Raw genomic sequence first — 11,083 nt, 5'->3', positions numbered from 1 at the left:
ATGGCAACCTACGTTATCGGTGATATTCAAGGCTGTTACGCCGAACTTTGCCAACTCCTTGAACTGATTGAATTCAATCAGGATGACCGGCTCTGGTTGACCGGTGATTTAGTCAACCGGGGCCCTGGCTCGCTGGAAACCCTGCGCCTGGTGAAAAGTCTCGGCCAACGCGCCGTCACCGTCCTCGGCAACCATGACCTGCACTTGTTGGCCGTGGCCGCAGGCTTAGCCCATCAGAAGAAAGGCGACACCCTGCAAGCGATTCTGGATGCGCCAGATCGGGAAGAGTTGCTCGACTGGTTACGCCAGCAGCCGTTATTGCACGTTGAGGGACGCCAGGTGTTAGTCCACGCCGGACTGCCGCCCATTTGGTCAGTGAATGAAGCCCAAGCCCGCGCCCAGGAACTTCAGCAAGTGCTGCGCAGCCCCCGCTATCAGAGCTTTCTGGCACAGATGTATGGCAATCAACCAGACTGCTGGCGCCCTGACTTACAAGGGATCGAACGGCTGCGCTTGATTACCAACTATTTCACCCGCATGCGTTTTGTCGGCCCCCATGGCGAACTCGAATTAAAGAGTAAGAGCGAACTCGACAAGGCCCCCCTCGGTTATCAGGCCTGGTTTTATTACCCCAACCCGGAATGGGCCGGGGCCCATATTTACTTTGGGCACTGGGCAGCCCTGCAGGGGAAAACCGGCATGCATGACGCCATTGCGCTGGATACCGGTTGTGTTTGGGGCAATTGCCTGACCGCTCAGCGCCTGGAAGACGGACAACGCTTTAGCGTCGCCAGCCAGCAACCTCAGTCTCTCGAATAAGCTAACCCTCAGGAGCCCACCATGAGTTATCAATGCATTGAACCGGCCCAAGCCAAAACCATGCTGGAGCAGCCGCTGCAGATTGCCGACATCCGAGATCCGGCCAGCTTTGCCCAGGGCCATCTGCCCGGCGCCGTTCACCTGAGTAACCAAAACCTAGAGCAGTTTTTGCAGGAGGCGGACCCCGATCAGCCCTTATTGGTGGTGTGCTATCACGGCCACTCCAGCCAAAGTGCAGCTAACTTCCTGGCGGAGCGTGGTTTTGATCAGGTGTTTAGCCTTAACGGTGGCTTTGAACAATGGCGCGGGCTCTATCCTGAACTGGTCAGCCAGGACTAAGCATGCAGATTTATCTGGTTGGGGGCGCGGTACGGGATGAGTTGCTCGGTCGCCCCGTCAGCGAACGGGACTGGTTAGTGGTGGGGGCCACACCGGAGCAAATGCTGGCGCTTGGTTACCAGCCTGTGGGGAAAGACTTTCCCGTCTTTTTACACCCCCAAACCCAGGAAGAATACGCTCTGGCCCGTACCGAACGTAAAAGCGGCCACGGTTACACCGGTTTTGCCTGCATCAGTGACCCCAGCGTTACCCTGGAGCAAGACTTACTCAGACGCGATCTCAGCATCAACGCCATGGCGAAAGATCAGCAAGGCGTACTCCATGACCCCTATGGTGGTCTGCAGGACTTGCAACAACGTCGCTTACGCCATTTATCCCCCGCATTTGCCGAAGATCCATTGCGCGTATTGCGGGTAGCCCGCTTTGCCGCCCGTTATCAGGAGTATGGTTTTCAGGTTGCCGAAGAGACGCTGAGCTTGATGAGCCAACTGAGTCAAAGCGGTGAACTCAGCTACCTCACCCCTGAGCGGATCTGGAAAGAAATGAGCCGGGCACTGTTAGAGCCGCATCCAGAAACCTTCTTCCAGGTACTGGATGCCTGTCAGGCGCTGCCTCATCTTTTGCCAGACTTAATCCCCTGGTCAGCGCAAGCCGATATCGTGCTGCGACGTGCACAGCAACAGGCCCTGCCACTGGCAGGTCGTTATGCCCTAGTGTGCGAACTGGCTAACTTTCCTGCCAACTGGGCCAACGCCTTACGCCCCCCAAAAGACTGCCTGCAACTGGCACAACTCTGCCAACAACAGGGGCCGGCACTGCTGCAGTCCCAGCCCAGCAGCGAGCATCTCTTAGCCACCCTGGAAGGCTGTGATGCCCTACGCCGCCCGGAGCGCTTTACTCTGCTCTTAGCCACACTGCAATGCAGTCACGACCAGCTAGCAGCAACAGACTGGCAACACGCACTTGAGTGCTTACAACAACTGGATTATCGCGATCTGCAGCAGGCTGGCTTGCGGGGGAAAGCCTTTGGTGCGGCCTTACGCCAGTTACGCCTGGATGCCCTCAGAACACTTAACTTGCCTGGGGGATAGCCAGGGGAGCCTGCCAGTCGAGCCGCACTTCCTCATAATTGAGCCCTGCCAGACCCGCAGGAAAATGTAGCTGCCATAACTGCTGACAACTCTGTGCCTGGCCAGGCGCACAAGCCTCCGGTGCCAGAGCCGCCAAGGGTGCCAAGACAAAGGGCTGGAGCAAGTCTTCACGTGGCAATTGCACGCGCTGCCGCCCGGCCAAAGGATAACTGCCGCAATAATCGGCATAGCTCAAAATATCAATATCCAGGGTGCGGCCACTGTATTTTTGCGCCTGCGCCGGTCGACCATAGCGATACTCCAGCTGTCGCAACCACTGCGCCAGGGAGTCCAGGCTCCAATCCGTATGCAACTCCACCACCAGGTTATAGAAAGCCGGGCCACTAAAGCCTACCGCCGCACAGCGATAAATCGGCGACACCCGCAAATGACCAAACACCTGCTGCAAAGCCTGTAAGCCAGCGGCAATGTGATAGTCAGCTTGCTGATTCGAGCCCAGCCCCAGCCATACCTTCACCATCAGCGCCACTCACCCCGTTCGATTTCCACCCCTACCGTTTCCGCCGCTACGACTGCACCGGGTTTAGCCACCCGCAGCCGTAGCCAGGGCACCTGGAACTCTTGCTGTAGCAGACGCGCCACTTCCTCCGCCAGAGTCTCTACCAATAAGAACTCACTCTCTCCGACAAACTGTTGCAGACGATCTGCCACCGTTTTGTAGCTCAGAGTATGCTCAATATCATCCCCTGCAGCGGCTTGGCGAATATCGACCGCCAGCTCCAAATCCAACAGTAAGCGCTGGCGAATTTGCCGCTCCCAGTCATAGATGCCAATCAGGGTCTCAATCGCCAACCCCTTGATAAATACCTTATCCATCGCTCTCTCATCGGGCCGCTGCATTAACGACCTTTAAATGCTATCTTGCAGGCTTCACTGACAAGCAGGATGCACCTGTGGAAGTAAACGCCACCCTTGGCTCAGCCTTGCTGCTGATGCTGCTGGCCTACCTGATTGGCTCGGTTAACTCCGCCATTCTGGTTTGTCGCGCCTTCAAGCTCGGCGATCCTCGCCAACAGGGTTCAGGCAATCCAGGAGCAACCAATGTATTGCGCCTGGGCGGACGGGGTGCAGCCCTCATCACCCTGCTTGGCGACGTGGGCAAAGGCGCCCTCCCCACCTGGCTGGCCTTAACTCAGCATTTCGCCGCAGAAGCCGTTGCCCTGGTTGCCCTGGCAGCCGTATTAGGCCACCTTTATCCGGTTTTTTTCCAATTCCAGGGCGGCAAAGGCGTCGCTACAACCTTCGGCGCCCTGATCTTGATTGAACTCAGCCTGGCCCTGAGCCTACTTGTACTTTGGCTGGGTGCGAACCGCATCTTTCATCGCTCCGCCGCTGGCGCCCTCTGCGCTGCACTCGCCACTCCAGCCCTCAGCTACTGGCTCAGTCCAGACTATTGGCAAATCTTCAGCTTGCTAAGCCTCATAGTGATCTGGCGTCACCGCAGCAATATCCGCCGCTGGCTGGCTCAGGCTGACTGATGGCCCGGTACCTGTAACTCATGCAGCGGCCAGCGCGGGCGCACCTGCACGCTTAATTCGGCCTGCTCACCAGCCAGCAGACGCTGGCAGCCAGCATAGGCGATCATGGCGCCATTATCCGTACAGAAACGCGGTCGCGCATAAAACACCTGGGCGTTAATCTGTGCCAGCTCCTGTTGTAAACGCTGGCGCAAATGCTGATTGGCACTGACACCACCGGCAATAATCAAACGCTTCAGACGACTCTCCTGCAGGGCACGTTTGCACTTGATCACCAACGTCTCCACCACAGCTTCCTGAAAGGCATAACAGACATCTGCTTTGGCCTGTTCATCCAGGGCTGAGGTTTGCTGTAACTCCGTCACCGTATTGAGTACCGCGGTTTTCAGACCACTAAAGCTAAACTCAAGGCCAGGGCGGTTAATCATCGGCCTTGGGAATTGGAAACGCCCTGGTCGCCCTTTTTCTGCCAGAGCGGCCAAACGCGGCCCACCGGGGTAGCCCAAATCCAACATCTTGGCGGCCTTATCAAAGGCCTCTCCCGCCGCATCATCCAAGGACTCACCTAACAGACGATACTGACCGATCCCCATCACCTGTACCAACTGGGTATGCCCACCCGACACCAACAACGCAACAAAAGGAAATTGCGGGGGATTTTCCTCCAGCATCGGTGCCAGCAAATGGCCTTCCATATGATGTACACCCAAGGCAGGCACCTGCCAGGCATAGGCCAACGCACGTGCAGTGGAGGCCCCCACCAACAACGCACCAATCAGACCAGGGCCACTCGTATAGGCCACACCATCCACCTGTCCGAGCGCCAGATCAGCCTGCTTAAATACCTCACGAATCAGAGGTAGCAGTTTACGCACATGGTCACGGGAGGCGAGTTCAGGAACGACACCGCCATACTCGGCGTGCATCGCCACCTGGGAATAGAGCGCATCCCCTAACAATCCGTGCTCACTGTCATACAGGGCAACGCCGGTTTCATCACAGGAGGTTTCAATACCCAGGACTCGCATGCCTTACCACTCTCTAACACTAATGTTTGCTAACACTGCAGGCCGTCATTCAGCCCAGCTGACAAAGGCGGCTATGATAGCAGTTCCCCTGCCTGGCACCCAGTTTAAACAAATGCAGTTTACATCCCTCTTGCACAGCACTAGAATATTCGCGCCCCGTAGTGGGCTTTATTTGTTTTTTAACCCTTAAAATTAGCAAAGGTTTGTCGATGCCTAGCGTAAAAGTAAAAGATAACGAACCCTTTGACGTAGCCCTGCGCCGTTTCAAGCGCTCTTGTGAAAAAGCCGGTATCCTGGCTGAAGTTCGCCGTCGCGAGCATTATGAAAAGCCCACCACCGTTCGTAAGCGTGAAGCAGCTGCCGCCGTTAAGCGTCACCTGAAGAAACTGCAGCGCGAACAGCGTCGCATGCAGCGTCTGTACTAAGCCAAACACTTAGACAACACTCAGGCTTTTACACCCACTCAATACGCGAGATTGTCATGGCCGATGCAGCCCTGAAACTCAAGCTCACTGAAGCGATGAAGGACGCCATGCGCGCCCGTGCACAGCAACGTCTGGGCACCATCCGTTTAGTGCTGGCTGAGGTAAAGCGTATTGAAGTCGACGAACGCATCGAGTTAGATGACGCCCGCATTCTTGTTGTGCTGGACAAAATGCTCAAACAGCGTCGCGATGCCGCCAGCCAGTTTAGTCAGGCCGGCCGCCAAGACCTAGTCGACAAAGAGAACGCCGAAATGGAGGTGATTCAATCTTTTCTTCCAGCACCCCTTACAAAAGACGAATTAATAGTCCTGGTCACGCAAGCGATCGCCACCTCTGGCGCCACCTCAGTACGTGATCTGGGCAAGGTGATGGCCCTGTTAAAGCCGCAGGTACAGGGCCGCGCCGACATGACCGCAGTTAGCCAATTGGCTAAAGAATCTCTACCCGGCTAAGCTTGGAGCCTCGGCCAACCTCGCTAGCACGCACTTGTCCACACCATGGCAGGTAAAATACCCCAGCATTTTATTGATGATCTGCTCGCCCGAGTGGATATCGTCGATATCATTGATGAACGCGTACCGCTAAAAAAAGCCGGTAAGAACTACGTTGCCTGTTGCCCATTTCACCAGGAAAAAACGCCCTCCTTCTCCGTAAGCCCTGACAAACAGTTCTATTACTGCTTTGGTTGTGGCGCCTCTGGCACAGCCCTGAGTTTTGTGATGGAGTTTGAGCGCCTGGAGTTTCCTCTCGCCGTAGAAGCCCTGGCCAAACGAGCCGGCATGGAAGTCCCCCGTGAACAGCAAGACAGCGTGCAACTTGCCCAGCAACGGGAGCAACACCAGGCTATCTATGACATCCTGGAAGAAGCTGCCGAATGGTATAGCCAGCAACTTAAACATCACCCCGCCCGTCAAAACGCAGTTAACTACCTCAAAGGGCGCGGATTAAGCGGCCAAGCCGCGCAAGCTTTTCGCCTCGGCTTCGCCCCACCCGGCTGGGACAACTTGCTCAATGCTTTAGGCACGAGTGCTAGCCGCCGTCAGGCACTGATTGACGCCGGCCTGGTGATAGATAAACCAGAAGAAGGCAAAACCTACGACCGCTTCCGTGATCGCATTCAGTTTCCTATCCGCGATAAACGCGGGCGTATTATCGGCTTCGGTGGACGGGTACTCGGTGATGATAAGCCCAAATACCTCAACTCACCGGAAACCCCGGTTTTTCACAAAAACCAGGAACTCTACGGCTTTTTTGAAGCACGCAAGTATGGCCGTAAGCAACAGCGTTTCCTGATCGTCGAAGGCTATATGGATGTCATCATGCTCGCCCAATATGGCCTGCATGACGCCGTTGCCACCCTCGGTACCGCCACTAGCAGCACCCACTTGGAAGTCCTCTATCGCCAGGTGGAAGAGATCGTCTTCTGTTTCGATGGCGACCAGGCCGGGCGCAAGGCTGCAGAACGGGCACTGCACAGCGTTTTACCGCTCCTAAAAGATGGCCGCCAGGCCCGTTTTTTATTCCTGCCCGAAGGGGAAGACCCTGACACTTTGGTACAACAGGAAGGGCTCGCTGAATTTGAGCGACGCATTAACCGTGCCCTCAGTTGCTCAGACTTCCTGTTCGACTTTGCCCAGCAGGGCCTGGATCTACACCAGGCAGAACACAAAGCCCTGCTCTGTAAACGCGCCCTGCCTTTGCTCAACCTGTTGCCCGCCGATAGCTTTATCAAACCCCTGATGCTGGACAATCTGGCGCACCGCACTGGCTTAGATAAAGCGCAAATTCAGCAGTTAGCTGAACATAGCCCAGTGGCTACGCCACCCACCCCTGCTCCCGTCAGCCAGCCCAATGAGTGGGATGACACCGCTCATTGGCAACCGATGGAGATGGATGAGCAGGATTATTACTATCTACCAGAGACAGCCACTGCCAGCAAAGCTCCGCGCAAGCCTTTTAAGAAGCGCCAAGGATATGGTGATAAGCGTGGCTTCAAGGAGCAGGATGAACCCCCTCAGCCGCCCTTACCCAAAGCCAGTATCCACTTCTCCCCAACTCGTGCAGCCATCATTGCGTTGCTACGGGATCCAGGCTTAGCTGCTGAACAAGAGAACGAACTCGATTACCTGAAGGTGTTAGCAGATGAGGAAATCGACCTGCTGCTTAGCTTGCTGGACTACCTGAAACAGCAACCCCAAGCAGATTTTGCCGAACTAGCAGCACACTTTGACTTTGATCAGCAGCCCGCTCGGCGCATCCTGCAACAGTCATCGGACATCAGCTATCAAGCCATTCCCGGTGAAGAGGCGCGCTTTTTCCGCAATAACCTGATTCGCCTACAAATTGATGCTATTCAACGTCAATTTGACAGCATGCAGCTAAAACTCACCCAGGGAATTCGCTTTAGTGAAGCAGAGATGCAAGAGTATCGCGACCTTCAACCCAAGCGTTTAGCACTACAGCAACAATTGAAAATGCAGGGTTAGCCTTGAAAAGGCGGCAGCCCGGCTCAATTAAGCTAGAATATTGTTTCACAACACAAAAAAGTATAGCTGTCAATGCTCATGCGTCTGGCACCCCAGTGGTCGCTTGAGCTATAATACGCGGCTTTGTTTTCACTCGCGTCACTTGCTTCTGAAGGGTACCTATGGCCGGAAATTCACAGCAGTCCCGTCTCAAAGAGCTTATTGCCCGTGGCAAAGAGCAGGGCTACCTCACCTACGCCGAGGTAAACGATCACCTGCCTGAGGATATTTCAGATCCGGATCAGGTGGAAGACATTATCCGCATGATCAATGACATGGGCATTGCCGTAGTGGAAGAAGCACCCGATGCCGACTCCCTCATGCTCAGCGATAGCGATACCGATGACGCAGCCGCCGAAGAAGCCGCTGCGGTACTAGCCTCCGTTGAAACCGATGTCGGCCGCACCACTGACCCAGTACGAATGTACATGCGCGAGATGGGTACAGTCGAGCTGCTCACCCGGGAAGGTGAAATCGTCATTGCCAAACGTATCGAAGAAGGCATACGTGAGGTGATGTCAGCCCTGGTCTATTACCCCGGCTCGGTAGCAGAGGTGCTGGCAGCATACGAAATCGCCCAGAGTGAAGAAGGCCGTCTAAGCGATCTGTTCAGTGGCTATATTGACCCTGATGACAGCGAGTTTTTGCCGAACGAAGCCAGTGATGAAGACCTGGATCTCGTTGACGATGAAAGCAATGACGACGAGGACGAAGACGAGGACGAAGATGGCGACGACAGCAAAGATGAAGGCGAGAAGGGCCCAGACCCTGAAGAAGCCCGTCTGCGCTTTGGTGAATTGCTGAATCAATACGGCGTGGTGCTGGATGCCATTGAACGTCATGGCCGCAACAGCAAAGAAGCGGAAGAAGCGCTGCAACGCCTGGGTGAAGTCTTTGCACCAATCAAGCTGGTACCGCGCATCTTCGACAAGCTGGTAAACCGTGTACGCCTGGCTGTAGAGCGCCTGCGGGAACAAGAGCGTAACGTGATGCAGATTTGCACCCGTAAAGCGCGCATGCCCCGTAAGGACTTTATTAAGAGCTTCCCCGGTAACGAAGTGAACCCAGAGTGGATTGAGAAACTGATTGACGCGAATCAGCCTTACTCCGCCCTGATCAAGCAGTACCGTGAAGACCTGCAGCGTTGTCAGCGCAAACTGCGCCAGATTCAAGAAGAAGTGGGCCTCGACCTGGCCGACATCAAAGAAGTCAATCGCCGCATTTCTATCGGTGAAGCCCGGGCTCGTCGCGCCAAGAAAGAAATGGTGGAGGCGAACCTGCGTCTGGTTATCTCAATCGCCAAAAAATACACCAACCGTGGTCTGCAGTTCCTGGATTTGATTCAGGAAGGCAACATTGGTCTGATGAAAGCCGTCGACAAGTTCGAATACCGTCGTGGCTACAAGTTCTCAACCTACGCCACCTGGTGGATTCGTCAGGCGATCACCCGCTCCATTGCTGACCAGGCACGCACCATCCGTATTCCGGTGCATATGATTGAGACCATCAACAAGCTCAATCGCATTTCCCGTCAGATGTTGCAGGAAATGGGTCGTGAGCCCACTCCGGAAGAGCTGGGTGAGCGGATGGATATGCCCGAGGATAAAATCCGTAAGGTATTGAAGATCGCCAAAGAGCCTATCTCCATGGAGACCCCGATTGGGGATGACGAAGACTCATCACTGGGTGATTTTATTGAGGATACCAACCTGGCCTCACCGATGGAGGCAGCCACCTCTGAAGGCCTGCGAGAAGCCACCCGTGAAGTACTCTCCAGCCTGACTGCGCGGGAAGCCAAGGTGCTGCGGATGCGTTTCGGTATCGATATGAACACTGACCACACCTTAGAAGAGGTAGGTAAGCAGTTCGATGTTACTCGTGAACGTATTCGTCAGATTGAGGCCAAGGCACTGCGTAAGCTGCGCCACCCGACTCGATCAGAACACCTGCGTTCCTTCCTCGACGAGTAAGCCGTAACGGGCAGCACAACAAAAAGGCGCACTTAGCGCCTTTTTGTTTATCTACATCCAGCCTATCAGGGAGCTGCGCAAACTCGGTTACGCCCCTGTTTTTTCGCCTCATACAAAGCTGCATCGGCCTCTGCCAACATCTGCTCAATCCGCTGACCGGGCTGAAGACTACTCACCCCGGCACTAAAAGTGACAAACACTCTATCCTGATCAGTGACTGGCATACTGATACTGCCAAAAAGCGCCAACAAAAGTTCAGCCACCGCCACAGCCTGCTCTTTGCTATAACCCGGTAAGGCCAACGCAAACTCCTCACCGCCGTAACGGCTGATATAGGCTCCAGCCGGTCCACGCTGTTTCAACAAGCGCGCCAGTGACTTAATCACCACGTCACCAGCTGCATGGCCATAATTATCATTAATGCTCTTAAAGCGATCGATATCGAGCATAATCAGGCTCAGCACTGGGCGTTCCTGTTTAGCACGCAACTCCTGATCCAGTACCTCTTTAAAACTGGCATGGGTCAACAAGTGGGTCATACGATCTTGTTGCACCAGGTTGCGTAATTGCCGCATCCGCTGCGCCCGCGATAGCACTAAAGACACCAACTGATCCGGCTTAAATGGCTTACTGATAAAGTCATCACCGCCAGTAGCCAGCGCTTGGCGCTGACGCCCCAACTCTTTTTCTGCCGACAAAAACATGATCGGCAGACTATCGAAAGCCTCTTGCTGACGAATGACCTGGGCCAACTCATCCCCAGTACAATCCGGCATATAGAGATCCAAAAGCGCAACGTCAGGACGAAAACGGTAAAGCACATCCAGTACCTGCAAGGGATCTTCAACACGCTGAACCTCCATCCCCGACTTGGTGAGGAGCTTGGTGGTCAACATCGCCGAGACAGGATCATCCTCCATCATCAACACTTTGTAAGGGGAAGGGTCTGTCTCTTCCAAGAGGCGATCAATATGGTCCAATAACCGAAACGCTTGGATAGGACGATAGAAAAAACCCTCCGCTCCCATCCGGATCGCCTGTAGGCGGGTTTGCACATCTTGCTCATCGGCAACTAACAGTACTGTGCCATAGCCATCGGAAGAGGCTGAGTTCGCCAACATCTGCATGTCGGCCACCAACAGTCTCTGCCCTGCCTCTGCCGCTACGGAGTCCTGCAAGTCAGCAAGCAATCTGACTTCATAACCATAAGGGCGCATGATGCCACTTAGGGCTTCCGCCTCCTCTTTTGGTAACAGCAAGTCAATCGCTGTCGTTACCGCCATCCGCT

General features: G+C 54.9%; 12 protein-coding genes. 8 read left to right on the top strand and 4 right to left on the bottom strand.

Features of this window, described 5'->3' with window-relative positions; all coding sequences use genetic code 11:
• From Q334_RS0116610 to Q334_RS0116600, 3 genes are read left to right on the top strand one after another with little or no spacing between them, the layout of a single operon-like run.
• The gene (locus Q334_RS0116610) at nucleotides 1-819 is read left to right on the top strand and encodes a symmetrical bis(5'-nucleosyl)-tetraphosphatase (protein ID WP_027314187.1); all 819 of its coding nucleotides are present in this window, start codon (nucleotides 1-3) and stop codon (nucleotides 817-819) included.
• A 21-nt stretch (nucleotides 820-840) separates the two neighbouring features.
• Entirely contained in the window at nucleotides 841-1,158 is a 318-nt protein-coding gene (gene glpE / locus Q334_RS0116605; RefSeq protein WP_027314186.1) for a thiosulfate sulfurtransferase GlpE, read from the top strand.
• Between the two features lie 2 nt (nucleotides 1,159-1,160).
• Nucleotides 1,161-2,249, top strand: coding sequence for a CCA tRNA nucleotidyltransferase (locus tag Q334_RS0116600; RefSeq protein WP_027314185.1), 1,089 nt, complete (start codon nucleotides 1,161-1,163; stop codon nucleotides 2,247-2,249).
• Here the strand turns inward: Q334_RS0116600 and folK are convergent.
• A complete protein-coding gene (gene folK, locus Q334_RS19625; protein ID WP_051527897.1) occupies nucleotides 2,230-2,769 on the bottom strand; it encodes a 2-amino-4-hydroxy-6-hydroxymethyldihydropteridine diphosphokinase in 540 nt (179 codons plus the stop codon). The genes Q334_RS0116600 and folK overlap by 20 nt on opposite strands.
• Entirely contained in the window at nucleotides 2,769-3,125 is a 357-nt protein-coding gene (gene folB / locus Q334_RS0116590; protein WP_027314184.1) for a dihydroneopterin aldolase, read from the bottom strand. Before folB ends, folK begins: the two co-directional genes overlap by 1 nt.
• A gap of 77 nt (nucleotides 3,126-3,202) precedes the next feature.
• Between folB and plsY the strand changes: the two genes are divergently transcribed.
• Nucleotides 3,203-3,787, top strand: coding sequence for a glycerol-3-phosphate 1-O-acyltransferase PlsY (plsY, locus tag Q334_RS0116585; protein ID WP_027314183.1), 585 nt, complete (start codon nucleotides 3,203-3,205; stop codon nucleotides 3,785-3,787).
• Here plsY and tsaD read toward each other — a convergent pair.
• On the bottom strand, nucleotides 3,775-4,815 hold the full coding sequence (tsaD, locus tag Q334_RS0116580; protein ID WP_027314182.1) for a tRNA (adenosine(37)-N6)-threonylcarbamoyltransferase complex transferase subunit TsaD: 1,041 nt from the start codon (nucleotides 4,813-4,815) through the stop codon (nucleotides 3,775-3,777). The two genes, plsY and tsaD, sit on opposite strands and share 13 nt — an antisense overlap.
• Nucleotides 4,816-5,024: 209 nt before the next feature.
• Between tsaD and rpsU the strand changes: the two genes are divergently transcribed.
• The 4 genes from rpsU (at nucleotide 5,025) to rpoD (ending at nucleotide 9,795) form a co-directional block, all read left to right on the top strand.
• Entirely contained in the window at nucleotides 5,025-5,240 is a 216-nt protein-coding gene (gene rpsU / locus Q334_RS0116575) for a 30S ribosomal protein S21 (protein ID WP_027314181.1), read from the top strand.
• A gap of 56 nt (nucleotides 5,241-5,296) precedes the next feature.
• Nucleotides 5,297-5,752 carry a GatB/YqeY domain-containing protein gene (locus tag Q334_RS0116570; protein ID WP_027314180.1) on the top strand — a complete coding sequence of 152 codons (456 nt, stop codon included), beginning with the start codon at nucleotides 5,297-5,299 and terminating at the stop codon, nucleotides 5,750-5,752.
• A gap of 45 nt (nucleotides 5,753-5,797) precedes the next feature.
• Entirely contained in the window at nucleotides 5,798-7,786 is a 1,989-nt protein-coding gene (gene dnaG / locus Q334_RS19620) for a DNA primase (RefSeq protein WP_051527896.1), read from the top strand.
• Between the two features lie 161 nt (nucleotides 7,787-7,947).
• Complete coding sequence (gene rpoD / locus Q334_RS0116560; protein WP_027314179.1) at nucleotides 7,948-9,795, top strand: RNA polymerase sigma factor RpoD; 1,848 nt, start codon at nucleotides 7,948-7,950, stop codon at nucleotides 9,793-9,795.
• A gap of 65 nt (nucleotides 9,796-9,860) precedes the next feature.
• Here rpoD and Q334_RS19615 read toward each other — a convergent pair whose 3' ends face one another.
• A complete protein-coding gene (locus Q334_RS19615; protein ID WP_051527895.1) occupies nucleotides 9,861-11,078 on the bottom strand; it encodes a diguanylate cyclase in 1,218 nt (405 codons plus the stop codon).
• Nucleotides 11,079-11,083 lie beyond the last annotated feature (5 nt).

Source organism: Balneatrix alpica DSM 16621 (assembly GCF_000619885.1).
Classification (GTDB): Bacteria; Pseudomonadota; Gammaproteobacteria; order Pseudomonadales; family Balneatricaceae; genus Balneatrix; species Balneatrix alpica.
The sequence above is the reverse complement of the archived record's forward strand: the minus strand, read 5'-3'. Positions and strand labels throughout refer to the sequence as shown.

Bases quoted from the DNA above. Each gene is read 5' to 3' on its own strand.
- rpsU (WP_027314181.1), top strand. From the start codon at position 5,025: ATGCCTAGCGTAAAAGTAAAAGATAACGAACCCTTTGACGTAGCCCTG.
- rpoD (WP_027314179.1), top strand. From the start codon at position 7,948: ATGGCCGGAAATTCACAGCAGTCCCGTCTCAAAGAGCTTATTGCCCGT.
- folK (WP_051527897.1), bottom strand. From the start codon at position 2,769: ATGGTGAAGGTATGGCTGGGGCTGGGCTCGAATCAGCAAGCTGACTAT.
- Q334_RS0116600 (WP_027314185.1), top strand. From the start codon at position 1,161: ATGCAGATTTATCTGGTTGGGGGCGCGGTACGGGATGAGTTGCTCGGT.
- tsaD (WP_027314182.1), bottom strand. From the start codon at position 4,815: ATGCGAGTCCTGGGTATTGAAACCTCCTGTGATGAAACCGGCGTTGCC.
- folB (WP_027314184.1), bottom strand. From the start codon at position 3,125: ATGGATAAGGTATTTATCAAGGGGTTGGCGATTGAGACCCTGATTGGC.
- dnaG (WP_051527896.1), top strand. From the start codon at position 5,798: ATGGCAGGTAAAATACCCCAGCATTTTATTGATGATCTGCTCGCCCGA.
- glpE (WP_027314186.1), top strand. From the start codon at position 841: ATGAGTTATCAATGCATTGAACCGGCCCAAGCCAAAACCATGCTGGAG.
- Q334_RS0116610 (WP_027314187.1), top strand. From the start codon at position 1: ATGGCAACCTACGTTATCGGTGATATTCAAGGCTGTTACGCCGAACTT.
- Q334_RS0116570 (WP_027314180.1), top strand. From the start codon at position 5,297: ATGGCCGATGCAGCCCTGAAACTCAAGCTCACTGAAGCGATGAAGGAC.
- Q334_RS19615 (WP_051527895.1), bottom strand. From the start codon at position 11,078: ATGGCGGTAACGACAGCGATTGACTTGCTGTTACCAAAAGAGGAGGCG.